Source organism: Tateyamaria sp. GN1-10, from assembly GCF_055693845.1.
Genome location: NZ_JBVFUR010000004.1, coordinates 1,046,603 through 1,070,717, shown reverse-complemented (window position 1 = coordinate 1,070,717; position 24,115 = coordinate 1,046,603). Strand labels below are relative to the sequence as shown.

At 55.2% G+C, this 24,115-nt stretch carries 29 protein-coding genes and 1 pseudogene; 16 read left to right on the top strand and 14 right to left on the bottom strand.

From position 1 onward, the window contains the following. The first annotated feature begins 62 nt into the window (after window positions 1-62). The 4 genes from ACZ1HN_RS07015 to ACZ1HN_RS07000 all read left to right on the top strand — a co-directional run bounded on the left by ACZ1HN_RS07015 (window position 63) and on the right by ACZ1HN_RS07000 (window position 4,234). On the top strand, window positions 63-1,304 hold the full coding sequence (locus tag ACZ1HN_RS07015) for an NAD(P)/FAD-dependent oxidoreductase (protein ID WP_472726979.1): 1,242 nt from the start codon (window positions 63-65) through the stop codon (window positions 1,302-1,304). 38 nt (window positions 1,305-1,342) lie between these two features. Continuing rightward, window positions 1,343-2,320: a TRAP transporter substrate-binding protein gene (locus ACZ1HN_RS07010; RefSeq protein ID WP_472726978.1), complete on the top strand. Its 978-nt coding sequence runs from the start codon at window positions 1,343-1,345 to the stop codon at window positions 2,318-2,320. A 65-nt stretch (window positions 2,321-2,385) separates the two neighbouring features. Continuing rightward, window positions 2,386-2,922 carry a TRAP transporter small permease gene (locus tag ACZ1HN_RS07005; protein WP_299205235.1) on the top strand — a complete coding sequence of 179 codons (537 nt, stop codon included), beginning with the start codon at window positions 2,386-2,388 and terminating at the stop codon, window positions 2,920-2,922. Between the two features lie 4 nt (window positions 2,923-2,926). Then, window positions 2,927-4,234 (top strand): TRAP transporter large permease, encoded by a 1,308-nt coding sequence (locus ACZ1HN_RS07000; RefSeq protein ID WP_472726977.1) that lies wholly within the window; start codon window positions 2,927-2,929, stop codon window positions 4,232-4,234. A gap of 511 nt (window positions 4,235-4,745) precedes the next feature. Here the strand turns inward: ACZ1HN_RS07000 and ACZ1HN_RS06995 are convergent. The 6 genes from ACZ1HN_RS06995 to ACZ1HN_RS06970 form a co-directional block, all read right to left on the bottom strand. Beyond that, window positions 4,746-5,024, bottom strand: a complete 279-nt coding sequence (locus ACZ1HN_RS06995) for a hypothetical protein (RefSeq protein WP_472726976.1) — start codon at window positions 5,022-5,024, stop codon at window positions 4,746-4,748. 63 nt (window positions 5,025-5,087) lie between these two features. After that, window positions 5,088-5,534, bottom strand: coding sequence for a metallophosphoesterase (locus ACZ1HN_RS06990; RefSeq protein WP_472726975.1), 447 nt, complete (start codon window positions 5,532-5,534; stop codon window positions 5,088-5,090). A gap of 129 nt (window positions 5,535-5,663) precedes the next feature. Then, the gene (locus tag ACZ1HN_RS06985; RefSeq protein WP_472726974.1) at window positions 5,664-6,161 is read right to left on the bottom strand and encodes a hypothetical protein; all 498 of its coding nucleotides are present in this window, start codon (window positions 6,159-6,161) and stop codon (window positions 5,664-5,666) included. Further along, window positions 6,148-6,660: a hypothetical protein gene (locus ACZ1HN_RS06980; RefSeq protein WP_472726973.1), complete on the bottom strand. Its 513-nt coding sequence runs from the start codon at window positions 6,658-6,660 to the stop codon at window positions 6,148-6,150. The genes ACZ1HN_RS06985 and ACZ1HN_RS06980 overlap by 14 nt, the downstream gene beginning before the upstream one ends. A gap of 712 nt (window positions 6,661-7,372) precedes the next feature. Next, entirely contained in the window at window positions 7,373-8,089 is a 717-nt protein-coding gene (locus ACZ1HN_RS06975; RefSeq protein ID WP_472726972.1) for an SDR family oxidoreductase, read from the bottom strand. 207 nt (window positions 8,090-8,296) lie between these two features. Further along, a complete protein-coding gene (locus ACZ1HN_RS06970) occupies window positions 8,297-8,875 on the bottom strand; it encodes a 2OG-Fe(II) oxygenase (RefSeq protein WP_472726971.1) in 579 nt (192 codons plus the stop codon). A 606-nt stretch (window positions 8,876-9,481) separates the two neighbouring features. Between ACZ1HN_RS06970 and ACZ1HN_RS06965 the strand changes: the two genes are divergently transcribed. Both ACZ1HN_RS06965 and ACZ1HN_RS06960 read left to right on the top strand, forming a co-directional pair. Next, entirely contained in the window at window positions 9,482-11,125 is a 1,644-nt protein-coding gene (locus tag ACZ1HN_RS06965) for a phage minor head protein (RefSeq protein ID WP_472726970.1), read from the top strand. Then, window positions 11,122-11,526 carry a hypothetical protein gene (locus ACZ1HN_RS06960; protein WP_472726969.1) on the top strand — a complete coding sequence of 135 codons (405 nt, stop codon included), beginning with the start codon at window positions 11,122-11,124 and terminating at the stop codon, window positions 11,524-11,526. The genes ACZ1HN_RS06965 and ACZ1HN_RS06960 overlap by 4 nt, the downstream gene beginning before the upstream one ends. 169 nt (window positions 11,527-11,695) lie before the next feature. On the opposite strand, the gene ACZ1HN_RS06955 is transcribed toward ACZ1HN_RS06960, so the two are convergent. Together ACZ1HN_RS06955 and ACZ1HN_RS06950 are read right to left on the bottom strand one after the other, a co-directional pair. Beyond that, window positions 11,696-13,150: a LuxR C-terminal-related transcriptional regulator gene (locus tag ACZ1HN_RS06955; protein ID WP_472726968.1), complete on the bottom strand. Its 1,455-nt coding sequence runs from the start codon at window positions 13,148-13,150 to the stop codon at window positions 11,696-11,698. Next, window positions 13,147-13,953 carry a LuxR C-terminal-related transcriptional regulator gene (locus ACZ1HN_RS06950; RefSeq protein WP_472726967.1) on the bottom strand — a complete coding sequence of 269 codons (807 nt, stop codon included), beginning with the start codon at window positions 13,951-13,953 and terminating at the stop codon, window positions 13,147-13,149. The genes ACZ1HN_RS06955 and ACZ1HN_RS06950 overlap by 4 nt, the downstream gene beginning before the upstream one ends. A 185-nt stretch (window positions 13,954-14,138) precedes the next feature. Here ACZ1HN_RS06950 and ACZ1HN_RS06945 point away from each other — a divergent pair, with 185 nt between their 5' ends. Genes ACZ1HN_RS06945 through ACZ1HN_RS06935 form a run of 3 tightly spaced genes read left to right on the top strand, consistent with a single transcriptional unit; the run spans window position 14,139 to window position 16,272 of the window. Next, window positions 14,139-14,552 carry an ester cyclase gene (locus tag ACZ1HN_RS06945; RefSeq protein WP_472726966.1) on the top strand — a complete coding sequence of 138 codons (414 nt, stop codon included), beginning with the start codon at window positions 14,139-14,141 and terminating at the stop codon, window positions 14,550-14,552. Further along, window positions 14,552-15,724 (top strand): MFS transporter, encoded by a 1,173-nt coding sequence (locus tag ACZ1HN_RS06940; protein ID WP_472726965.1) that lies wholly within the window; start codon window positions 14,552-14,554, stop codon window positions 15,722-15,724. The genes ACZ1HN_RS06945 and ACZ1HN_RS06940 overlap by 1 nt, the downstream gene beginning before the upstream one ends. A gap of 2 nt (window positions 15,725-15,726) precedes the next feature. Next, window positions 15,727-16,272 (top strand): amino acid synthesis family protein, encoded by a 546-nt coding sequence (locus ACZ1HN_RS06935; RefSeq protein WP_472726964.1) that lies wholly within the window; start codon window positions 15,727-15,729, stop codon window positions 16,270-16,272. A 332-nt stretch (window positions 16,273-16,604) separates the two neighbouring features. Here the strand turns inward: ACZ1HN_RS06935 and ACZ1HN_RS06930 are convergent, their stop codons facing one another. Next, entirely contained in the window at window positions 16,605-16,823 is a 219-nt protein-coding gene (locus ACZ1HN_RS06930) for a hypothetical protein (protein WP_472726963.1), read from the bottom strand. A 120-nt stretch (window positions 16,824-16,943) separates the two neighbouring features. Beyond that, on the bottom strand, window positions 16,944-17,099 hold the full coding sequence (locus tag ACZ1HN_RS06925) for a hypothetical protein (RefSeq protein WP_472729382.1): 156 nt from the start codon (window positions 17,097-17,099) through the stop codon (window positions 16,944-16,946). Between ACZ1HN_RS06925 and ACZ1HN_RS06920 the strand changes: the two genes are divergently transcribed. Continuing rightward, window positions 17,079-17,228, top strand: coding sequence for a MarR family transcriptional regulator (locus tag ACZ1HN_RS06920; RefSeq protein ID WP_472729292.1), 150 nt, complete (start codon window positions 17,079-17,081; stop codon window positions 17,226-17,228). The two genes, ACZ1HN_RS06925 and ACZ1HN_RS06920, sit on opposite strands and share 21 nt — an antisense overlap. Before the next feature lie 33 nt (window positions 17,229-17,261). Further along, window positions 17,262-17,402 (top strand): hypothetical protein, encoded by a 141-nt coding sequence (locus ACZ1HN_RS06915; RefSeq protein ID WP_472726962.1) that lies wholly within the window; start codon window positions 17,262-17,264, stop codon window positions 17,400-17,402. A gap of 8 nt (window positions 17,403-17,410) precedes the next feature. Here ACZ1HN_RS06915 and ACZ1HN_RS06910 read toward each other — a convergent pair whose 3' ends face one another. Genes ACZ1HN_RS06910 through ACZ1HN_RS06895 form a run of 4 tightly spaced genes read right to left on the bottom strand, consistent with a single transcriptional unit; the run spans window position 17,411 to window position 19,763 of the window. Further along, a complete protein-coding gene (locus ACZ1HN_RS06910) occupies window positions 17,411-17,917 on the bottom strand; it encodes a nuclear transport factor 2 family protein (RefSeq protein WP_472726961.1) in 507 nt (168 codons plus the stop codon). A gap of 52 nt (window positions 17,918-17,969) precedes the next feature. Further along, window positions 17,970-18,287 (bottom strand): Atu4866 domain-containing protein, encoded by a 318-nt coding sequence (locus ACZ1HN_RS06905; protein WP_472726960.1) that lies wholly within the window; start codon window positions 18,285-18,287, stop codon window positions 17,970-17,972. Window positions 18,288-18,343: 56 nt separating this feature from the next. Further along, a complete protein-coding gene (locus ACZ1HN_RS06900; protein WP_472726959.1) occupies window positions 18,344-18,883 on the bottom strand; it encodes a carboxymuconolactone decarboxylase family protein in 540 nt (179 codons plus the stop codon). A gap of 25 nt (window positions 18,884-18,908) precedes the next feature. Then, window positions 18,909-19,763, bottom strand: coding sequence for an oxidoreductase (locus tag ACZ1HN_RS06895; RefSeq protein ID WP_472726958.1), 855 nt, complete (start codon window positions 19,761-19,763; stop codon window positions 18,909-18,911). Between the two features lie 200 nt (window positions 19,764-19,963). Between ACZ1HN_RS06895 and ACZ1HN_RS06890 the strand changes: the two are divergent. The 5 genes and pseudogenes from ACZ1HN_RS06890 to ACZ1HN_RS06870 form a co-directional block, all read left to right on the top strand. Beyond that, window positions 19,964-20,427: pseudogene (locus tag ACZ1HN_RS06890) on the top strand (AraC family transcriptional regulator); the annotation flags it as partial. A 153-nt stretch (window positions 20,428-20,580) separates the two neighbouring features. Further along, complete coding sequence (locus ACZ1HN_RS06885; protein ID WP_472729291.1) at window positions 20,581-20,895, top strand: helix-turn-helix transcriptional regulator; 315 nt, start codon at window positions 20,581-20,583, stop codon at window positions 20,893-20,895. A gap of 369 nt (window positions 20,896-21,264) precedes the next feature. Next, window positions 21,265-21,993: a DUF2971 domain-containing protein gene (locus tag ACZ1HN_RS06880; protein ID WP_472726957.1), complete on the top strand. Its 729-nt coding sequence runs from the start codon at window positions 21,265-21,267 to the stop codon at window positions 21,991-21,993. Window positions 21,994-22,035: 42 nt separating this feature from the next. Continuing rightward, window positions 22,036-22,938 carry a hypothetical protein gene (locus tag ACZ1HN_RS06875; protein WP_472726956.1) on the top strand — a complete coding sequence of 301 codons (903 nt, stop codon included), beginning with the start codon at window positions 22,036-22,038 and terminating at the stop codon, window positions 22,936-22,938. 388 nt (window positions 22,939-23,326) lie between these two features. Continuing rightward, entirely contained in the window at window positions 23,327-24,079 is a 753-nt protein-coding gene (locus ACZ1HN_RS06870) for a TIGR02391 family protein (RefSeq protein ID WP_472726955.1), read from the top strand. The last annotated feature ends 36 nt before the right edge of the window (window positions 24,080-24,115 follow it).

Genomic DNA, 24,115 nt, shown 5'->3' with positions numbered 1-24,115 from the left:
AAGGCTGTGCATTGATCTGTATACAATTCTACAACTGTTTTCAGAGGTCGAGCAGCAGGACAATGCCAAAGCGCGTGATCATAGCCGGGGCCGGGATTGTCGGCGTCTCAACTGGGATTTGGCTGCGCCGCATCAGCGATGCTGAGGTCACGATAATCGACCGGCTACCCCCGGGCGAAGGGACCTCGCACGGAAATGCCGGCGTCCTTGCCGCCTGTTCGATTGCGCCCGTGACCGCTCCGGGGCTGACGCGTAAAGCACCCCGAATGCTTGTGAACCCGGACTTTCCCCTGTTCATGCGCTGGGGCTACTTTCCGAAACTGCTGCCTTGGTTGCTCAGGTATCTATCTAACGCCAATGACAGTGACACACGCCGCATTGCGGATGGGTTGACCACCATCGTCGCGGACAGTGTCGACCAGCACAAAGCACTTGCGGCCGACACCGATGCAGCAAGCTGGGTAAGCGACAGCGACTATTCTTTTGCCTATGCAAACCGCGCCGCATTCGAAGCCGACGCCTATACTTGGGGTCTGCGCCGAGATGCGGGGTTTGAACCGATCATCCGGGAAGGTGAGGCCGCACGCGCATATGAACCCAACCTGTCGCCCGACATAGGACTGCTGGCAACGATGCAGGACCACGGATATGTCCGCGACCCGGGTCGCTACGTCAAAGCGTTGGCAGTCGAATTCGAAAGACTTGGCGGCACGATCTTGCAGGCCGAGATCAAAGATTTCGACCTCACCGACGGCAAGATCTCGGCAGTGCAGACAGATCAGGGGCCGCATGCTTGCGATCAAGCCATCCTTGCGACCGGTGTTTGGTCCAAACCCCTGATGCAGAAACTGGGCCTGTCGATCCCGATCGAAGCAGAACGCGGCTATCATATCGTCTTCACGGATGCAGAGGGCGGACCCTCGCACCCGGTGATGGTCGCCAGCGGAAAATTCGTCGCCACCCCGATGGCCGCAGGCTTGAGATGCGCGGGCATCGTCGAATTCGGCGGGCTGTCTGCCGGGCCTTCAAAGCCGCCTCTGGACTTTTTGCGCAGGCACGCCAAAGCCAGCTTTCCCAACCTGACCTACAGCGAAGAGGTCGAATGGCTTGGCCATCGCCCTGCCCCATCCGACAGCCTCCCACTAATTGGGCAGGTGGGCGAGACAGGCGTATTCACAGCGTTCGGACACCATCATATTGGATTGACCGGTGGGCCGAAAACGGGAAGGATCACCGCAGGTCTTGTCGCGGAACAGCCCGTAAATACTGACATAAGTGCATTTAATCCAATGCGTTTTTCCTAAGGCCGCGCCAAAAAGAAATGACCACCAGGGAGACTACAATGACAAAATTCACCAAAACATGCGCCACGCTGGCTGCGACGACGATGCTTGCACTGCCTGTCGCTGCACAAGAAAAATGGGACCTGCCGATGGCATATTCAGGGTCCAACTTTCACTCGGTCACCGGCGCTGAGTTTGCGGAATGTGTGACGACCGGCACCGGCGGCGCGATCGAGATTACAACACACCCCTCAGGCTCACTGTTTGCGGGCGCAGACATTAAGCGCGCGGTCCAGACGGGACAGGTGCCGATTGGTGAGCGCCTGCTGTCCGGCCACCAGAACGAAAGTGCGATCTTTGGCTGGGACTCCGTTCCATTCCTCGTCTCGTCCTTCGATGAGCACGACAAGCTCTACGGCGCGGCCAAACCACATCTCGAAGAATTGCTGGCAGAGCAGAACCTGACACTGCTCTATTCGGTGCCGTGGCCGCCACAGGGCCTCTACTTCAACAAGGAGGTGAACGCCGTTGCAGACATGGAGGGGATCAAGTTCCGCTCCTACAACAACGCCACCGCACGTCTTGCTGAACTGACGGGCATGTTGCCAGTGCAGATCGAAGCCGCCGAGATCAGTCAGGCCTTTGCGACCGGCGTGGCTGAATCCATGGTGTCCTCGGGCGCTACTGGCTACGACCGGAAAGTCTGGGAAAGCCTAAGCCACTTCTATGCCGTGGATGCCTGGCTGCCACGCAACTACATGCTGATCAACTCCGACGTCTGGTCCGGCGTGGATGAGGCGAACAAGAACGTCATCAACGCCTGTGCAGGCATGGCCGAATATGCAGGCACGTGGCGCGCCAAGGAATACACGGGCTTCACCCTGGCGGGCTTGGCCGAGGGCGGTATGAGTGTTGGCCCAGCTGGCGATGCGCTCATGTCAGAGCTCAAGGACATCGGCGCTACAATGACGGCTGAATGGCTCGAAGCCGCTGGCGAGACAGGCAAGTCCATCGTCGACGCCTACAACGCCAACTAAACGACAACAGGCGGGTCGATTTTTGAAAGATCGACCCGCTTTTCTTTTTCGCGGGGGACAGACCCATGACCGGACTTCTGCGCGGTCTGCGCCGCGTCCTTGATTTCATTTATCTTGCCGCAGGCGTGCTCGCCGCCCTCTGCCTGATCGCGATACTGCTTTTGATCGTGGCGCAGATGGTGGCCCGCTGGACCGGAGAGATATTCCCTGGTGCCGCGAACTATGCTGGCTACGCCATGGCCGCCGCCAGCTTCTTTGCCTTTGCTAATGCGCTTAACCGCGGGGCCCATATTCGGGTGTCGTTGGTGCTGAATGCGGTTCCCACCCGTTTTAGACGCTTCCTTGAAATCTGGTGCTTCGGGATTGCCGCAGCGGTCATGTGGTACTTCACCTACTACGCCTACTGGTTCACCTACTGGTCGTGGAAGTTCAAGGAAGTCAGTCAAGCCCAGGATGCGACACCAATGTGGATCCCACAATCCGTCATGGTGATCGGCGGTGCCATTCTGGCGCTTTCCCTGACAGATCACCTGATCCACGTGCTGTTCCGAGGCGATCACCGGATCAAGCGCAACCTCGTCGATCAAAGCTTCGCGGAGTAGGATCATGCAAGAAATCTATGCCATCACGCTGTTTCTGTTTGTCCTGTTCCTGTTGTTGGGCAGCGGCGTCTGGGTCGGGCTTGCCCTGATGGGCGTCGCATGGGTGGGGATGGAACTGTTCACCACCCGCCCCGTCGGCGACACGATGATCACGACGATCTGGGCTTCATCGTCGAGTTGGACGCTGACGGCACTGCCACTCTTTATCTGGATGGGCGAAATCCTTTTCCGGACGCGATTGTCCGAAGACATGTTTCGCGGGCTGTCCCCTTGGCTAGCGCGGCTGCCGGGTGGGCTGGTGCACACCAATATCGTCGGCTGTACGGTCTTTGCCGCTGTCTCCGGATCGTCTGCGGCAACGCTGACCACGGTTGGCAAAATGTCGATCCCCGAGCTGCGCGCGCGCGACTACCCGGAGCGTATCGTGATCGGCACGCTTGCAGGCGCGGCCACACTCGGGCTGATGATACCCCCCTCGCTAGCCTTGATCGTCTATGGCGTTACCGTGAATGAATCGATCACACAGCTGTTCTTTGCAGGCGTGTTTCCGGGCCTGTGCCTAGCCCTGATGTTCATGGGCTATGTGGCAATCTACTCCTACACATCCGGCGCTTGGAACCCAAAACAGGAAACCGGTATGTCGTTCAGGGACAAGCTGCGCAATTCCCGCTTCCTGATCCCTGTTCTGTGCCTGATCTTTGTTGTCATCGGGTCGATGTATGCAGGTTACGCCACCGCAACCGAAGCAGCAGCCATCGGCGTGATCGGAGCGCTAGTTCTGGCAGCGAGCCAAGGGTCACTGAACTGGAACACGTTCACCGAAAGCCTGATGGGTGCCACCCGAACGTCTGCAATGATTGCCCTGATCCTTGCCGGGGCGGCCTTCCTGAAACTCGCCATGGGGTTCACCGGATTGCCCCGCGCACTCGCCGACGGGATCGCCACCATGGAGCTGTCACGTTTTGAGCTGCTGATGATCCTGATGGTATTTTATATCGTGCTGGGCATGTTCCTCGACGGCATCTCGTCGGTGGTGCTGACCATGGCCGTGGTCGAACCCATGGTGCGCGAGGCTGGGATTGACCTGATCTGGTTCGGTATCTTTGTCGTCGTGGTGGTCGAGATGGCGCAGATCACACCCCCCATCGGTTTTAATCTCTTTGTCTTGCAAGGGATGACTGAACACGAAATGGGCTACATCACGCGCGCCGCATTCCCGATGTTCATGATCATGGTCCTGATGTGCTTTGTCCTGATCTGGTTCCCAGACATCGCGATGTGGCTGCCCGAGACGATAAGACAGGCACCCTAAGAGGCATCGGCCTTGTACCAATGCGTCATTCGTTGAGTGTCCAACTCTCGGGTCCAAGCGACAATGGTCAAGGGCTGATTTGTGCGACCAGACTGGCGGTCCCCAGGGTCAAAATGGCAAAACCGTGGGAACATGCCCAATGATGCGAACCAAGTGACATGGCCTTTCTCATGAACGTAAGCCCTTGATTTCAATGGATCGAAAATCATGGCGACATGCTAAATTAGCACTCATTGTCAGAAAAGATGTCCTTTTGACAGGTCGGGCTGATAGCCTGCCTTACAGCCAAACCCAGCAAAATTCAGGAGAAGACTGATCAACAGCGTCGAAGAAGACTACGCATTTGCTAAGAATGGAGCCGCTCAGCGTCAGCTGCTCAAGGAAGCATTTGAAACTGGTGATGATTACAAAATCGATCAGGCACTTCTTACTGTGCAGTATGCGAGAGAAAGCCTGCGAAATAGTATCTTGGAGATGACGAGAGACTACGGAACGGGAGATGACGAGGCTCCTAGAAATCAAGGATGAGGTCCTGAATCCTACCAGCTGGGTCACTGACCTCTTCAGGGTATCCCAACGAAACGTTCACAAGTTGCGTTTCGCCGACCATCCCGCCTCGAGTGCCGTGGCAATGACCAAAGAACCAACGCTCTGGTTGATATCGTTCAATCAAACCACTCAAGTCGCTCGCGTAGGCAGAGCTGACGTCATCTGCATAGTCACCCAGAACGCCAGGATGCGGAGCGTGGTGGGTTGCAACAAACGTGCGGCCATCAAACGGCGAACTCAATGTGCTTTCCAGCCATCGTCTATGGTCACGATGTCTAGCCAACACATCAGACGGCCGCAGTTTTCAATATCCCCACTCCGCAACTCGTATTTTCTTGTAGTCGTTGATTTGGGTAGCAACATGCTTTGCATTTAGTGCGCTTCCCGCGCCGATTTCGAGATCAGTCCAAAGCGTCGCACAAAGGATCCTTACGCCATCGAAACTGAGCTGCTTCTTCTGAGCATATTGAATGCCAAATGATGTCGCGATTTCTCGCAACCGATCTTCACCATCGAGCCGAAAATCATAAAAGTCGTGGTTGCCGGGAAACAAAGATACCCGATCCAGCGGCAGATGTTTTGAAAGTTGCTCGAATGCAAATTTCCACCGAACCTTGGGTTTGTTTGAGATGTCACCTGCCAGGATCAGGTGATCCAACTCCCCCAAGTGTTGTTCCACGCCTTTGAAGGGGTCGCGCCCGCTGTCAGACCAGAAGTCAGCATGCAGATCGGAGAGTACAAGTAGTTTCAATTGAGGATCCGCTCAACATGGGGTGCATCAAGGTTGGAGGCCAAAGGACTCGACAGGTTGCCAACCAAGACTTCTAAGAAGCCGTTAATCGAAACGGGCGTGCCGGAGATATAAGTTCTCTAGACTGACTTACGGCCAATATGTCGTTTGTATCAACACAATCGCCAGCAACGCGATAACCATCATGTATAGCGCAAGATTCACTGGGATTTTGTGCCACCATCTGCTGGTTTGACCATCATTGCGAAGCAAAAAGTGTTCCAGAAGCGCTCCAAAACCAAAGACGAAAATTGCCAATACCCAGGTGAGTTCAGCCATCGAAACCGTGAGTGTTTCGAGCGATTTCATCCCACCTTCTAACGAATAACCCAAAAGTTGTGCGAGACCGACCGCTGCGCCTACGGGCAGTGCCGCTATGACAATTACATATACCGGCAGCAGCAAGAAATTGACGAATTCTTTGCGATCCAAGCTTTCGTAAAGCGCCACTATCATTCCCAAGGCCGCCAATGGTGTGGCGACTGTCGCAGTTTCCACGGCTGTCCCCGCCATGAAGAGTGAAATTGTTGCTAATGCCATGCCACCGGTGGCAGGGTTGATCATCTTTCTAGGGTCAGAAATATCCATGACCTGTCCTTTCCAGGTTATGCCAGTTGCTAAAGATCGAGGCGGCACATTTTGCACCAGGCACTTGTCGATCAACTATATATTGTATGCCATTGCGGTGAAAAATTCTACCGCGACATCCCTTTGGCAACGGCAGTACCTTTCCGTCACGCTTGATTAGTCCATTCCCAATAGATCGAACGTGAATGTTCCAAACCTCCGCCATCAACTTGGCTGGCACATAGTTTTCAAGGAACACCGCCATCGACTGATAAGTCACAATAGAGATGGATTTACGGGAAATCGGGTGTCGAGACTTCACGACAGGAAGGAGGCCAGTTTCATTCAAGTACCTGATTGTTGGGTCATTTACGCCGAGAAGCTCTCTGAGCTCATGCTTCATATATCCCTTTGGCGCGGTCAGCCTCATCCGCTCAGCAACCTCGTCCGGATCCACGCGCAGCGCGAGATAGCCGTTCTGATCAGGTCGGTAGCCAACGAAATCCAATCCGCCAGTCATGATCAAGTCAACGATCTCGGCCGCACCGCTGACCGTCTTGCGGCAAGCGGTCTGGATATCAAATATTGCAGCCGCGCTCTTAGGCGGGATGATGGCTCAGGCGTCTGTTGATTTGCCTATGTATGCAGGTGGAGGGTCAGCGCTCCTGTCTGCGCTGTTATTCGTGCATCCAGCGCGTTGTTTGCGTCGGCGTGCCTCATGCACCCAGCTGTCAAAGACTAACAGTCGATAGGCGACGAGCATCGAAACCATATCGCTAGTGCTGCCCGTATCTGTTTCGGTTTTTTAACTATTGTACATCGCGGCGGATTTTTCCTGGGGTTGCCGAGGACACGGTTTTGTCTAATGGGATTGCCTGAGGGGGAGGGCGGCGCCCTCACCATGACGGCCAGGGGCGTTTGGCTTGTCCAAATCCCGCTGGCTAGAGGGAAGATCTCGACGCGGCGTCAGAAGCGCCTCTGCCTATAAAACAGCTGTTCTTGATGATGCGGCGAAAGGGGACTGTGAGCCCAAACTATGAATTTGATTTTCTTGCTGCGTGCGCTTGCAGCGCGGAAATCGCTGCCACGGCGCAAACCTATACGCCGCTGTGCGGCATGAAAATCGGTCATTCATGCAAGTTGCAACGGAAACGACACGCTCAAGGATCAAGTCGCGGACAAAGCGGATGCCGGCTCCTATACGTTCAAGGTCCTCTTTAGGACAGTCGCTTCTATCGTGCGATAGAAAGATGGCGGCCTCCGTCCACGGGAATAATGACTCCCGTGACAATAGGAGTCTGCATGAGGGCGACGGCGAAGCGGCCAAATTCAATAGGCTCGACGATACGTCCAATCGTCGTTCGCTCAGCTTCTGCCCTGCGAAGTTCTTCACGGTCATCATCAGGCAAATCTGCCCATAGATTCGAGTCAATGAAGCCCGGTCGCAAGACGTTGCATCTAATCGGTGCTAAAGAGGTTGCGGCGACTTGAGCCATCGCTTCCATGGCTTTGAACGCAGTGTGGACGTGGCCAGCCTTGTCATCAATGATCTGGGAATATCCGCCAGTAATGAGCGTTACTGATCCGTCTTGATCCATTTGATCCCTGGCATGCCAGATACATCGATGAGTCCCCCAGACTTTGCCTTGCATAAACCGCTCTGCTTCGCCTGGGGGCGTTTCGCTGAAGCCTGAGCGCCCGACCGCGCCTGCTGTCACCATCAAATGGGTGAACTGCCCGACCCGCGAGAAGAAATCAGAGACGCTGGTTTCGTCGTAGATATCTATTGGCTCGCCTTTGCAGCCAAGCTCTTCTGCAGCTTCATCTGCTTTGGCTTTAGATCGTGATGTAACGACGACGTCAGCGCCAAGTTCCAAAGCTGCTTGTGCAACGCCACGACCCATGCCGCCCGATCCACCGATGCAAACCACTGTCTTGCCGTTCATCATCTTGGGTACTTCCTTGTTTGTAGCGAACATAGAGCAGCAAGGACTCAAATTTAAGAGGCGCAAAGCGGACGTTGAGGCGGCCTGCAGAATTCGGTCACCTTGGGCTCTCAACGGACATCAATTGCGGCGATCACCGATGGCTCTTGGCAGCCCGAAGCAGACCTTGGTTTTGAAGCCCTTAAGACGGGTCAGCGGGACGAAGCGGACTTAGGTTATTTCCTCAAACATCACGTCAGTGCGTAGGACAAGCTTCTCACCGCTGATGATCGGGTCACCACGATGAGAAAGCGGATGGTTAAAGAAAAGCGCCTTCCCTGTCTCCGGTGCGATTGTAAAATCATCGAAAACATGTGGTGAGAACACATCCGCAAAGGATGTTCCTCCACCTTCGCAGCGTTCACTGAGGTATATCATCATGGTGAACATGCTGCGGAGACCTGATGAAGCACAAAACTCGCCGTCTTGGTGCCAATCGAAGAACTGATCGGGGCCATAGCGATACACGCGAAACCTCTCATTCAAGCCGACCGCTCGGTGCCGTTTGAATGGGATCGAGAAGAAAGAACGCGCCTTTATCCACAGTGCTTTCGCTAGGTTCGGATCATCAAAAACTACGCGATCATTGTTCCGTATTTCCTGCGTGACGCTTGTGCCGTGTTCGGTCGTGATCGTTGCCGCTTCAAAGCCAATCTCGTCGGCTCGACGAATTATTTGAGTACAGAATTCTGTGGTGGCAAAATTTGGCGCTTCGAAAACGAGGTGCTGCAACCCGTTGGGAATGGTCATTGTCCATCTCCATGTGTCAGTCAAAAAAGAGGTGCTCGTTCAATCGCTGTGCGATCAACGATGACACCCCCTAAGAAGAGCTGAGTGGCAGGGCCACTGGAGGCTAACGAATGACAATTCCATAGGAGCCTCTTGGCAGAAGACGCGAATTTTTTCAACCAGTTTGCACATGCAGCATCGATCACTTTGGGCTCAAAGCCGGCTTTGGATCGATCGCAGTATGACGGCTTCCAAGCCTCCGCTCATTGGCACGCACGGCCCATTCCGGACCTTGGACGTGCCATCCGGTGCTGCGCCGCAGCGTTCCCGGAAGCGGACATTGAAAAGTGGCGGCTATCCATCATTACTCCGGGCAAAAACCTGCCAAAACCGCAAAGCTTTTGCCGGGGGTTTTTGTCATCGCTAAGGGATTGATCTGGGGCTGCGCAGCGCACACGGTCAAAAACGACCGTTTTTGACGCATAGGTATTGTCATAGGGTTTTTGACCATCTTGCGCGTAAACGTCTGCCTCCTCGTTGCGCTTGATGAGAACATGGCGAACGGTGGTCTTGGGCTTCCTTTACCAATAATGAATAGAACCTGTTCCGCACGTACGCGGAGGTTCCATGCAACACAGTTTCGGCGACTTCCTCAGGCATGGCGGCAACGGCCAGTATGTTATTGCACAGCGCGATGGCCGTATCGTTGGTCGTCGTCTAGGATTGGCACTCAAATCGACGTTCCCAAACTATTCCGCTCTAAGGGCCGAATTCAGCGAACGCCTCGATCAGGTGATTTCCGAAAACACTCGGATGCTCCTGAACGCGCTAACACCGCCTGACACAGTCCCAACTGTATCCGCATCCGATCTGAGGGATGTGTCAGATGCCAAAGAAGAAGCTTTGAGCGCATGGGACGTGCGGCTGGAAAGCATTCTCAGCGAATACCAAAACCACCAACAGCGACTGCGGCCACTGCGAACGGCCATGGAAGAACGGCTGCTGCGTGCTTTCGCCGGGTTAATCAACCAGCTCCTGCAGGAAGACCTCGAGATTGTACAGTACATCTGGCGCTCGCAAGATGATGCCAAAGTTCGTGACAGCCACGCCGCCTTTGATGGTCGGGTTTTCCGATGGGACAACTCCCCAGAAGGCGGGCATCCAGGCGAGGAGCACAATTGCCGGTGCTATGCTGAACCTGTTGTACCGGGAGTTCAGAGCAATGTTGTGCTTGCTGACTTTGCACCCACGGCAGGCGGTGTTCCGGCTCTAGACCCTGCCGAAGCGATACGCGGCTTGCGCGCTCTGACTGGCGTTGGCGCGGCTCTCCTTGCATCTGACACGCTGCAAGACTGGACGGACGCTATGCGAGATCGGCGTGTGGGTAATGCGGGTCAGCGACTAGGGGTCGATGTGACAACTCTTGAAGGTCGATTAGCGGCGACAGCCTACGTCCTTGTGCAGGAAGGAATAAGTAGCGGCCGGTATCCAGTCCTGCCTAAGAACTCTGAATTTGCACGCATTGGGGCTGAAGCAGCGGCGCTTTACGAGTTGCTGAACCACGGCACTGTTCTGGAAACAGTCGCAGGCGGCAACCCTGCAAAGCAGCGCGTTTTACAGGATTTCATCGAAGCCGCTGGTGAGGCGTTCGCACGCGGAGATTTACGGCTTCAGGAAGGTGAACTGGCACAAGGCTGGGTCGAGGTTTTCCCCGAACTGACGGAGGATGAGAGCCGACTGGGAGAACTACCCGGTTTCACCCCGGAGCGGATCGAGCAATGGCTTGAAACCTACCCCATCGAAGAGCTCGGCCTGCCGAACAACACTGGTTCCCCCATTCCTGGTGACCCAACCGACAACGTCATTTCAACCCCGATCCCGGAAGAGGCCCGACCGAATGTCGTCACGATGGCCGACCCAAATAATCAAAGAGCGACGGCCTTAGAAGAGCGTGCAGCTGATCGGATTCGCGACGAACTTCCAGAGGCTGATATCGAAAGAAATCGAGAATACTTGGCAGCTAATGGACAGCGCCTCGGAGAGATTGATACACTTGTAAGCGGCATCCCTGTTGAAGTTACCGTTGGCAATGGTAACGGAAAACTGGAACAGGCGAGGCGGATCGAAGAACTCACCGGAGAAGCTCCAATCATTTATGGCCCAAATCTTCGGGGGACAGTTGAGCGCAACCTGCGTAGCGAAGGTTACGAAGTTGTGCGCGATCTCGAAAGTCTAATTGAAGCGTTGCGCAAAAGAGGGGTAAACCCGTGAGCTTAAAACCTGTTTGGATCATTCTCGCAGCACCAATAGACCTAGCGGAACTCGCTATCACACATTTGTCAGGACAATTCCCTGGCCTTGTGGCTGAGCGCTATGAGTTCGGTTTCAGCATCACTTCAGAAGAAGGTGCACGCCTCTTTTTACACGACAGTAACGCATTGGATGACTTTGAACCAAGCGAGCGCGCGCAACTCGCAGCATGGAACCTCGCGGGGTATGCTCAATCTGTTGAATCCAAGGATCCACATTTGACCATCGAGCTTATTGCTCGTTTGAGCAAGCTCACTGATTTGGCGATTGATGACGACATGGGCCTGCTGTTGCGGGCCAAGGAATTCAACGCCTTGAAGCCAGAGCAACAAGTGTCTTTTCTCATCGGGAACGGCATCTGACTGCATCGACCGCACAAGCGGGCCCAAAGCCGACATCCGACCCATTCCCTCGATGCTGCAGTCGCAGCCCGCATTGCCGCCATTCGCTGCGGGCGCAAACTTCATCGGTGACCGAACTCACATATCCTGGACAAAGCGACAATTCCCTGCGGTTCCGCCATGGGATGCTTTAGTGAACTATCGGTTGTCTAGAAAAACCTGCCTTGATCAAACGTGCTCGCAATTCATTCAGTTTGCCGGTGTCTTTCAAAGGCACCCGATCAAGATCTTTGATGCTGGTTTCGGGAAGGATGTCCTGACAATATTTGACTGCATTCGCCGCGTCTTCTTGGCGGTCGAGTGCTTCATAGCTGGCGACTAAAACAAAGTGTGCGAAATACCACCGTGGCATTCGGTGGATAGCGCGTTCTGCCCATTCGACTGCAGTCTCAAAGCAACCAGCCATGTAATGTGCCAACGCAAGACCGGAAAAGCGAAAGAATATACTTGGGTCGAGCGGATTGGAACGGATGGCGATTTCCTGATTGGCGATAGCCTCATCCGAGCGTCCAAGGATACCAAGCAAGGTGCCAAGACTGCCATAGGCCAGTGAACAGTTTGGGTTGAGAGCAACGGCGCGTTCCAGGGATGCAAGCGACTCGTCGTATTTGAGCAGCCCCCAGCACGAAATCCCCAAAGCCCAATGCGCGTATTCATTGCGGTCATCCAACTGCGTGGCCCGTCGCGCCAATGCATAAGCCGTTTCCATTGCTGGCTGGACATCAGGGACAAACCCCATGATCGCGGTGTGGTGGTTGATCAGTGACAAGATCATGTTCGCTTCGCCGCTCTCGGGATCAATCGCCAAAGCACGTTCCAGCAAGGTCTTAGCGTAGGCGTAGCTTTCGGGCGTAAAATCATAGAGCAGATGCCAAGACCGCATAGTCAGCTCCCAAACGGTCAGATCGGGCCGTGATGCACGCTCGACTGGGTCTTGAATAGTACTGAGATGCACTGTCGTCTGGATAGATGCCACAACGTTGCGGGTGATCTCATCTTGCAGGTCAAAGACGTCCTCAAGCTGCCCATCGTAGCGTTCGGACCAGACATGACCGCCTGTTATGCCATCGATCAACTGCGCAGTGACACGCACCCGCTCGCCCGACCGCCGAACGCTGCCTTCCAAGACAAACCGAACGCCAAGCTCTTCAGCAACGCGGCGGACATCGACGGATGTACCTTTGTAAGTAAATGTGGTGTTGCGCGCGATTATGAAAAGCCAAGGGGAACGCGACAGGGCCGTGATGATGTCGTCACTGATCCCGTCTGAAAAGTATTCCTGCTCCTGGTCACCGGACATGTTCTCAAAAGCCAGAACGGCGATGGACGGTTTCTCAGGCCGGTTGGGATGTTCAATGGGCAAATCAGCGAGCGTGGTTGCCACAGGTGCCAACCGGTCGCGCAGCTCCAACTTCGAGGATACACCAAGTTTGCGATAGACCGTGGCCAGATGCGTGCGCACTGTTGATGGTGCGAGACACAGTCGATCTGCGATCTGCTGGTAGCTTTCGCCCTTTGCATAGTCCGCCGCAATTTGATGTTCGCGGTCGCTCAGGACACTTGTATTTCCACGTTTCTCGGTCACGAATGCGCCGCCTGTATGGCACGGATCATGCGCGCGTTCTCCAATGCGATCACACTTTGGTCCGCAAACATCTGTGCTAGCCGAGTGGTGTCTTCGGAAAAAGGTCGGACGGTCTGGCGATAGATCGTGAATGCGCCAACCAAACTGTCACCAGCAAGCATAGGGATGGCAACAAAGGACCGCGCCCCACCAAGATCTGCTGTGGCATGGCGCAAAGGATCGTCCGTTTGGTAAACTGCCTCAGATTTAACATCTATGATGTTAATCACCGCGCGCATCTCGTCCATCCGGCCAAGTCCGGTCTGGGGGCTGGCCGCAAAGACACCTTGATCGTTTAGCCAAGTCCTAAACGGTTTTGGGATTCCGACAGTGTGGTTTGCTAGAAACCCGCCATCCTGCTGATACTCAAACAAGATACCAAATTCCGCATCACAAAGTTCAAGTGCGTAAGTCAGTATCAATGGCATCACCGCCTCGGGATCACCTTGGGAGGCGCTTATGATCCGAAGCACTTCACTCAGGGCTTTTTCACGGCTGATTGCCTCTTCCAGGCTCAAAGCCAGCTCTGAAACCACGGCGGCCATTTCGGACGGGTTGCGTGGCTGCGGGGCCTCGCCACGCAGGTGTCTTGCCAGCTCCAGTTTCGAGGAGACTTCAAGCTTGCGGTAGATAGTCGCCAGATGCGTCCGCACAGTAGATGGTGCTATGCAAAGTGTGCCGGCAATGGTCTGATAGGTCTTTCCATCCGCATAAGACTGCGCGATTTGCAATTCCCTTTGGCTGAGACCTAATTGTCCAGACACCTAAAATACTCCGAAAAGAACAACTTGTGCTGAGTTTGGTAAGAACGCGTTCAACAAGCAATCCTGCAAATGCTGTAGTTTTAATACTGCACGTCCAATGCTGATTTTACAGCATCTGCACGATATCCGAATTAATCATCGCTGACCTAAGCTGCTGCCATCGGATCATCATGGAGAACAGCACAATGACACAATACGAAACCGCCAAAGCCTTTTTCGAAGCCTGCGAAACAGGCAAAGGGTGGGAAGGCTGCAAGCTTTTCTGCCACGAAGGGGCGCGTTTTTCCTGTCAGGCTGACGCTCTGGCAGAAACGACAACCCTTGCTGAATACGCTGAGTGGATGAAGGGGCTTCTGACCCCCGTACCGGATGGCCGCTACAAACTGACAGCTTTTGCTCTGGACGAAGCACGCGGGACTGTCGTTGCCGCTGCCGAATTCCACGGCACGCAAACCGGGGAAGGCGGACCGGTTGCGCCAACAGGCAAAGAGGTTGTCTCGGATTACGCCTATATGATGCAGTTTGACGGCGATAAAATCAGCCATATAACCAAAATCTGGAACGACGTGCACGCGCTGCGCGGGCTTGGCTGGGCGTGATGCGCTGGCGCATTCTGGGGTTGCTGTTTTTTGCGCGTGTCGGACTCGGGTTTCAGTTTCAAACCGTAGCGTCCGTTGGCGACGATCTGGTCGGCACCTTCGGCCTCAGCTACGCCGATATCGGCTTCCTGATTGGTCTGTTCATGGCACCCGGATTGTTTTTGGCCATCCCTGCCGGGTATTGGGGGCGTTACGTGTCAGACCGGATAATGGTGGTGCTAGGCCTATGCGCATTGGCGTTGGGTGGGGCCGCGTCATCGCTTGCGACGGATAGCTGGGCCATTGGCGTGGGCCGCATCTTTGCCGGGGCCGGGTTTCTGTTCACGACGCTATATTTCACCAAGATGGTGGCGGATTGGTTTGAGGGCCGCGAAATTGCCACGGCCATGAGCATCCTTGTGATGAGCTGGCCTTTCGGGATCGCTATGGGCCAAGTTGGCCACACCTGGTTGGCGCAGACTTACGGTTGGCAAGTGCCGTTTCAGGCTGCTTCCGTCTATTGCATAATTGCGGCGCTCGCGGTCTATTATCTTTACCGTCCGCCGCATGATTTGCCGGAGGTGACGGGCAGTGCACAGGTTGCGCTGACAGGACAGGAATGGCGTTTGATCTTATGTGCGGCGGCCGCCTGGGGCGTCTTTAACGCTGCCTACGTCACCTATCTTGCTTTTGCGCCAAAAGTTCTTGAAAGCCACGGCCAAAGCGCCATCGCTGCTGCTGGCATCATCAGTGTGGGCAGCTGGATCATGATCTTTTCCGGTGCGGCCTGCGGACAGATCGTGGATCGCATTGGTGGACGAAACACAGTCTTGGCTGTCTGCATGGGCGGTGCTATCGCTGCGCTCTTGTTAATTTGCCTGCCTAGCGCTGGCGTTGGCGCAAGCGTTCTGTTTGGACTGATCGGCATGGCGCCTGCTGGGGTTATCATGGCAATGGCGGGGCAAGCGATGCGGCCCCACGTCAGGGCCTTTGGCATGGGTGTATTCTTTACGGTCTACTATGCAATAATGTGGATCACGCCGCCGATTGCCGGTGCGATCCTTGACGTGACTGGCAATCCGCAAGCCCCCTTGCTTCTTGCAATGATCCTCTTTGCTGCGGTGGTGCCGCTTGGCATTGTGTTCCAGTTTTTCATAGGTGCGCCCGAGATAGGGAAAGAAAGGAAAGTGTGACGATGAACATTCGGAAAACAGTTTTTGCAAAGGAAATCATCACCGCAGATGAAATGGGTCAAGCGTGCGATCCGATCACCCGCGTTGTGGCTATGGCGGTTGTGAAAACCCCTTCGCCGGTGTCCATCAAGACGACCTGTCGCCGCTCTTCGATGTTGGTGCGCAGCTTGGAGATTCTGCTGACACAGGAGCTTGTGAATATGCTGGGAGCACCTGCTGTCTGCTATGGCAAAGCCGCTCTTGTCGGATCTTCGGGTGCGATGGAACACGGGGCTGCCTTGTTGCACCCCGCGCTTGGCAAACCGGTGCGGGCAGCCATCGGCGGCGGTAAGTCTCTGATGCCGTCCAACCACAAGGTTGGAGCTTTGGGCGGGTCCATTGACCTGCCACTTGATCATAAAGACGATGCCTGGTCTTTTGACCATATCGATACGATGACGCTCTGGGTGCCTGACGCACCGCGCGCAGACGAAATCGTATTGTGCATCGCACTGTCGGACGGAACACGGGTGCATCCGCGCGTAGGAAAAGGCCCAGGACCCACTTGATCGCGTTTCTTTCTCAAATCGGCCATTAGGCACAAACGCAGCATCGCTAAAATCGGGCTTATTGCCGCCAGCGGAGCGAATGCAGCATTTCAGCCGTGGGCCCAAGCTATGCCGCCAGCGGCCCTTAGCCGACCTTGCGCACCCCGTCGGCATGCCGCACTCGCAGCCCGCTTTGCAGTCATTCGCTGCAAGTGCAATATCTGGCGTCGCTTGAACTCACACATCGCGGGACAAACCTGCCGTTGGCAACTCAGTCACGAATGGCGGTTTTACGTTTGCTCAAATAGCGGGGGACGTCACTAATGTCGGAAAGCTTGGTCCAATCATGACGTCTATTGCAATTTTTCGAGCGCGATGACCGTGTCGGTAACCGTTGCCGTTTGGCCGCCCGGGCCGTTTGCGACCCGTTCGATGGGTCCGACGAAGACCTCGCGCCATTCGGATTGGTTGAGGTCGAGATGGGCCAGTTCTTCGTCTGCAGTCGGATAGATCGTGTCGGCATCAGCCCAGGACCACGGTGCGCGTGATCCATGGGCTGCGATCAGGAGCATGCCGCTAGGTGCAACCACACTTGCTGCGCGCTGCAACGCTGCGGCCCGTCAAACTTGCCTGGTGACTGCAGAAACATCGCCGAGACGAGATCGAACGCTCCATCTGGGGCGGAGAGACATTCAGGTCGTGACGGGCGAAGCGTGCGCGTTCTGCAATGCCAGCATTTTCCGCTGCACGTTGCGCCGCATCAATTGCTGACTGCGCCACATCAACGCCCGTGGCCGCACATTGCGCCGGGTCATCTGCCGGTTCTGGTGGCTCTGCGAAACGATCATGCGGAAACGCAACGTCACCTTGCACGCTTTGCGAAGATTGAGCAGCCGCCCATAGCACAGATGCTCAACCGGATGGAGCGCGACGGTTTGATCGAACGCAGGCCTGATCCCAAGGATGGCCGGAGCTAGAAGATATCGCTGACACCCACGGCACTGGAGCGAATGCCCATTGCGATTGAAGTTCTAATGGAGGGCAACCGAGAAGCGCTGTTCGGATTGACGGACAAACAGAAAGCCCTGTTCACAGGCCTTTTGGTGCACATCATCGCGAACCTCGATCAAATGATGCACCGCAAAGTCTGATCGAGCAGTTAGCCCGGGTCGCGTGAGAGAAGGGCCGCAAACGCTGCTGTATCGAGGAATGCAATGACCTCTGTCGCAACGCCACCATCCATCTTGAAAATCCAGAGATAGCTGTTCTTATAAACATCACCGGCCGCCGTTCTCCCCTTGCCATCGAAATGAACGATGACGTCTTCACCATCCGCCCAAACACTATGTACAGTTGGGTTGAGACCTTCGCTCATGCGTTCGCTAAAGGGTTCGACGGTGCGGGAGAGCAGGTCTTTTTTCCCATAGTAAGTTCCAGATACCATTGGATTGAAACCGGTGATGGTCCAGATGACGTCATCGGCTAGCAGGTCGAACACATTGGCTGTGCCCGCCTCCCAGCCTTTGAATGCGTCACCAACGATCTGTCGGTTCGTTTCCTCAATCGCGGAGTCCTCAGCAGCGATTGGAGAAAACCCAAGCGCCAGCGTTAAACAAACGGCAAGGCTCAAGCTACGTAGAACGGTATGTCGGTAGTTTTCGATCATTCTGATCTCCGGTCTCATATGCCGTCGATTTCACGGTGAAGTAGGAAATTCGCTATTCCTCGCGATAGAAGACGTAAGCGCCGTGATAAAGGACTCCGTCTCGAAACTGACCATCAGCATAGAAGCCGGTGTCGTCCCAATACTGGATAATGTCGCCAGTGACATGGTAGCGTCCCTGGTAGGCGCTTTCCCGGTTGCCGCGTGCTTCATCGTAGCGCCCGTTCGGCAAGAGATCGTGGCGGATATGCCCGTCTTCTGTCACCCACATGCCGACGAATTCATGTGATTGCGGCTCAGTCGGAGCCTCGGGGCGCGGCGAGCGTGGGAAATCCGTAGTGACAAGCTGCGCGCCAGCGGTCGTACCACTCATGATAATCCCCAACCCGACGGCGAAAACCTTGGCAAGCAATCCATGTCCAATCCCCCTCACTGGTCTGTCCCGGCGCTGCGCCACTCTTCAAACAGTTCCGACATGGTTTGGGAGGCGAGAATAGCCTTTGGGAAGCCAGCAGGGACGGTGATCATATAGACAATCTCTTTCAGTTCCTCTTCGGTCACACCGACATTGAGAGCATAGCCTGCGTGGATCTTCATCAATCCACGCTCTCCCATGGCAGCAAACGCGGCCACAGCTGCAAGCTGGCGCGTGCGGTCGTCAAGACCAGGACGTGTCCAGACGTCGCCCAAGGCATAGGCCTGGGTAGCGTCAGCCAAGAACGGAAATTCTTCACGCATGTTCTCCAGGGTGGTTTGAGGAACGCCGTTGTTCAGCTTGAGAATGACATCAGCACCACGCTGAAGCCGCTCTTCTGTCGTGTCTGGCATGGTGCTTCCTTCATTCGATTGCGCGTTCACGGGAGACATCGAGAGGCTGGTCGCAACCGCGATGGCTGAAAGGGTAATTTTGTACATTGGCAGTATCCTTTTCCTTGATGTCGAATACTGAAGACATTCAAACTCGAACATCTTCAGCACAGAGTGAGGTTTGTGGTCAGGCGGCAGTGGCGGTTGCGCCGTCTGTCGATTTGGACAAGTCTTGCCACTTGGCCAGTTCACCTTTTCGGGCGTCGTAGGCACCGCTTAGATACTCGAAGGCATCCGAGCCAGCGGCGTAGCGCAGAGGCGCATCTTCATCCCGCGAAAGCCGCACGAGCGCCGCACCCAACTTTGCGGGGTCGCCGGCCTGCACTTGGTTCTGCGATTGATAGAAGCCCTGCGTCGCCTTGGCGTATTCGGCATAGTCACTGATCGGCTGATCTGTGTATCGGATTGAGCTTTCATCAAGGAAATCCGTGCGGAAGAAGCCTGGCTCAACAATAGTGACGCCGATGTTGAATGGATTCACCTCAAGGGCCAGACATTCCGAGAACCCTTCGACCGCAAATTTTGTAGCGCAGTAGATCGACGCAATGTCGAAGCCGAGCGCACCACCAATGGACGAGATGTTGAAGATATGGCCCGATTTTTGCGATCGCATGGTCGGCAACACAGCGCGGGTGACATGCAGCGTCCCATGGACGTTGGTGTCGAACTGGCGAACGATCTTTTCGTGCTCGATCTCCTCGAACACGCCAAGCTGCCCGTAGCCTGCATTGTTCACAAGGACGTCAACCCGTCCGAAATTAGCAACGGCTTTGGCAACGGCGGTATCGGCTTGTTTGGCGTCAGTGACATCCAGCTGCAATGCCAGTGCGTCGTCGGTATTCGGTAAAGCTTTTTTGACTGCATCCGCATCCCGCCCGGTCGCCACGACGCGATCGCCAGCGTCCAAGGCCGCCTTCGCGATCTGAAGACCAAGGCCCCGTGAAGCCCCGGTTATGAACCATACCTTTTTGTCATCTGTCATATCGACCTCCTGTCTGTCGCCGGCCCCATGATTGGAGCCGTCTCTTACGCGGTGGATATGTGAATGCCAGTGCTTTAGGCGGTAGCACGATCTCACGGGATCATTGCCTAATTCTCCGTGAGGCTGAGAAAAATGCTTATCTGGACCTAGATGGCATGCAATGCAGCCGCACGGCTTGCTTATGACATGGAGGGTAAACCATGACAGAAACAGTTGAAGATCTTGCGAAGCTGGTTGCCCGATTTGTGCAATCTGACGGCGTTCACACAACACTCGTCCCGCGGTTGGACCTCATCCGCAGCACGCAGCAGACGCAAGACCTGCATACGGTTCATGAACCTGCGCTGTGCCTCGTCGTTCAGGGTGCGAAGCGGGTCATGCTTGCCGACCACATTTATGACTACGACCCCGCAAACTACCTGGTTGTGTCTTTCGACTTACCCATCATCGGCCAGATCACCTCAGCCAGTTCGCCAGAGCCGTATCTTTGCATCCGCATCGGCATTGACGTCGGCGTCCTTTCCGATCTGGCCATTGATATGCCATGGGATGATGAAACACCGTCAAAAGGGCCGGGCTTTTTTTGGGCGAAACCACACCGGACATCCTAGATGCCGCTACGCGGTTGGTTAAACTTATTGAATCGCCCGAAGACATTCCCGCGCTTGCAAAGCTCTATGAGCGCGAATTGCTCTACCGGATCATCCGTGCACCAGGCGGTCAGGCCGTGCTGCGGAGTGTCTATGGGCCGGGGCAAGGAAAGCAGATCGCGCGTGTCATCGCATCGATCAAGAAAAACTACCGCGAGCCGTTCGAAATGGCCCGGTTGGCCGAAGAAGCGCATCTTCAACCCTCAGCCCTGCATCAGCACTTCAAGGCCGTGACGCTCATGTCACCCCTTCAATATCATAAACGTCTCCGTCTTCAGGAAGCGCGCAGGCTCATGCTCTTCGAAGACCAGTCTGCCGCCCAGGCGGCATTCACCGTGGGATATGAAAGCCCATCACAGTTCAGCCGCGAGTACCGCAGACAATTTGGGCTACCCCCCATGAAAGATGTTGAGGCTCTAGCAGGTTCAATCCTGGCGACGGAACCTCAAAGCAAAGAAGCAGTCGGGGCAAGGACCACGTGAGAGACCGTTCACGGATGTCCGGAAGCTGCTGTTCGTTCACATCGCAGCATCCAGTAAATTGGGCTCTCAACCGCCATTAGATCGGTCGCAGCATGTTCAACCGACGGATCGTGTTGTGCCAGCAAGCGGCCCAGAGCTGCCTTCCAGCAGGGCACCTGAATGCTGCATTCGCAGCCCGCTTTGCGGTCATTCGCTGCATTTGCAAATTCAAGGTACAGTCCGCGGGACCGAGCTGCTGTTCGTTACCGTGGTGACAGTCGGCTGCTTTCGGGGGTACATGCTCAGGTTATGTATCGCCAACCAAGAAGGCAGACTGTCGTCGATGGGCAGGCAGAGACGGACAAGTATTGTTGAAGTTGGGAGGCCATATTGCGCGAGGTTGGCGAGGTTCAAGTTGACGGCGGCGAAACTCTCTGGAAATATTTTCGCTTCGATCGCTTCCTTTCAACGCTGACGGCGAGCCGGCTCTATTTTGCATCCGCCAACCAGTTCACCGATCCGTTTGAAGGTGCTGTAGCCGTCCAGTTGAACGTGCCGCCGCCTGATCCCCGTTACGCCGAAATGGAGAATGTCGAGCGCGCCTTCTTCCAGTTGAAAAGGTTGACCAAGATTAGCTGTTGGCATCGCGCCGCCTACGAGAGCGATGCAATGTGGAAGCTCTACGCCGGAGAGTCCAAAGGCATCGCGATCTGCACCACGCCCGATCGCATCCGCGCCGCCTTCAAGCCCTTCCGTCTCAAGCCGGAATATGGCGTCGAGGATCTGTGGGGTGGTCCGGTCGAATATGTCGATCTGACCCAGGTTCGTATGCGTGGCGTTGCCATGCTCGACCGGTTCTTCTTCAAGCATAGGGCCTTTGAGTGGGAGCGGGAGTATCGGCTCGCAATCTCTGTTCGAATGGCTGAGGAATTTGGCGTCCAAGTTCCTGAAAACGGCATCTTTGTCGACGTTGATCTTTCGGCTCTGATCGAACGTATCGTGCTCGGTTCGACCACCACAGAAGCCGAGCGGGCCACTGTCGTTCAACATGTGGCAGCCGCCGGACTCGGCGACCGCCTCGAGCTGTCCACCCTTCTCGGACAACCCCGATATGTCTGATGCACAGCAATCAAATGCCAGAGCAAGGCGAGCCCCACCAGAATGATATCTTACTCTGACACCGCCCTCACGATCTCGGAATCGTTGCAGACCAACGCGATCGTGTGGATCCACTCGCTGCCGGAACAGGAGATGGGACCCAGTCGACGCATCCTCGAGGACCTTGAGGGCCTTGCCACAGGCGGCGGTTTCCCACTCTTCGAGTATGCCGTTCGCGATCGTGCCGAACTGAGCGACCTCTTCAGGCAGTTAACCGTGAAGGCCGAGCAAGGATTAAGGCCGGTGCTCCACATCGATGCTCACGGCACAGTTTCCGACGGCCTCATGCTTGCACCGAGCGGCGAACGTGTCGGGTGGAGCGAGATCATCGAAGACCTGCGGGCCCTAAATGTTGCGACGGCCAACAATCTGACTTGTATCTTTGCGCTGTGCTTCGGCCTCCACCTCTACAAACAGGTGAGCCTGAAACGACCCGTGCCGGCTTACTTCTTTTGCGCCCCACCTGAGGAAATCAGCGTCGGCTTCCTCGAGGCGCAAACACTGGCTTTCTATCTGGAGATGAACCGAACCTCGAATGTGACGGCAGCATTCGAGGCGACTCTCGGCGGAGTCATGCAGTTGTTTCATTGTCAGGGCCTGTTTTTCCAATCGCTGTTGCGATACATCCGAACCTACTGCGTCGGGCGCACGCGGCAGGATCGCCTAGAGCGCATGGTCACTGCTGTTCTGCGACGAAACGACATCGTAAACCCTTCTAGTGCTCAACTGAAACAGACCCGGCGCGAGGTACGCGAATCCCTCAAACCAGACCAGAAGGTGATCGATTTGTTCGCGCCATCCTTTCTGATCGGCCGCGCGCCGGCCTTCACCTATGCTGATCTCGACCGGATTTTGAAGCGCTCTGTCACTTCCAGATTATCCCACCCGGGCACTGCATCGAACTGAACGCGGAGCAATCCGAGGCTTGGATTGCGATGGACTATGTGAAACCAACCACCTCATCCACTCCAGCTTGGGTCTCAGTCGACTGCTTCGGCAAGATGTGGCACCTGTGTCGCCCACACATACATCAGTCTGCCTTACGGCCTGTCCGTCGCACGCTGCGCAGTGCACAAAGGTCGCGGAAGCGCTCGGAGCTGTCCTCCGAGACGGAGCAGCATCGTAACCAAAGTTACCTGGAACCTCGTCGAGTAAGGCCCATTGCTGACTCCTGCAGTATCGTCGAGCGCTGCAATGCAGCTTCACCAAAGCGGCCATTCGTGCATCTTGGAGTTCGGTCAACGGTTTGATACATGCTCAAAGAAGGACACTAATTTTATGATAGGGTCTAATTGTGCACGAGCTTCCTGCGAATTTTCCGGATCCAGAGGTTGTCCTTGCGTTTGAACCTGAAGAGTTGGCGGGTAAATTGCTTTTCTTCCTTCGCGAAAGATGCGAACGCGGCGATCGTACCTTCAGCATTCACAACTTGATGTTGGAGACAAAGAATTCGGCCGGGCACAATGACAGGATGCCTAGTTATCCAAGAGAATACATAGAGCGAGTTAGCCTGGCTGTTTCAGAAGCCCTGGCATGGCTACAATCGCAGGGCTTTCTTGTGCCGGAACCTGGAAACGAGAGTTGGAAGGTTCTCAGCAGACGAGCTAAATCTCTAAAAACAGTGACAGATTTCGACCAATATGTGACCGCGCGTCGGTTGCAACGCGATTTACTTCACCCTGAGATTGCCACAAACGTCTGGATCGCATTTGTTCGGGGAGACTATGCTGAGGCCGTCTTTAAGGCGATGCGGGCGGTCGAGATTGCAGTTCGTACTGCCGCAGGTTTTCCCGAAGGAGATCATGGCGTCCCCATGATACGCCGCGCCTTCAATCTCAAGGATGGACCACTGCGTGACTGTACACAACAGGACGCCGAGGCCGAAGCACTGATGCACCTTTTCGCAGGCGCCATCGGATCTTACAAAAACCCGCACTCTCACCGAAGTGTATCTATGGATGATGCTCAAGAAGCGATTGAGATTGTTTTGCTCGCTAGCCATCTTTTGCGCATTGTTGATGCTCGCCGGACTTTAAATGACAAATAGAAAATGAGACAACCGAAGAATTCGGCGCTTGGCTAC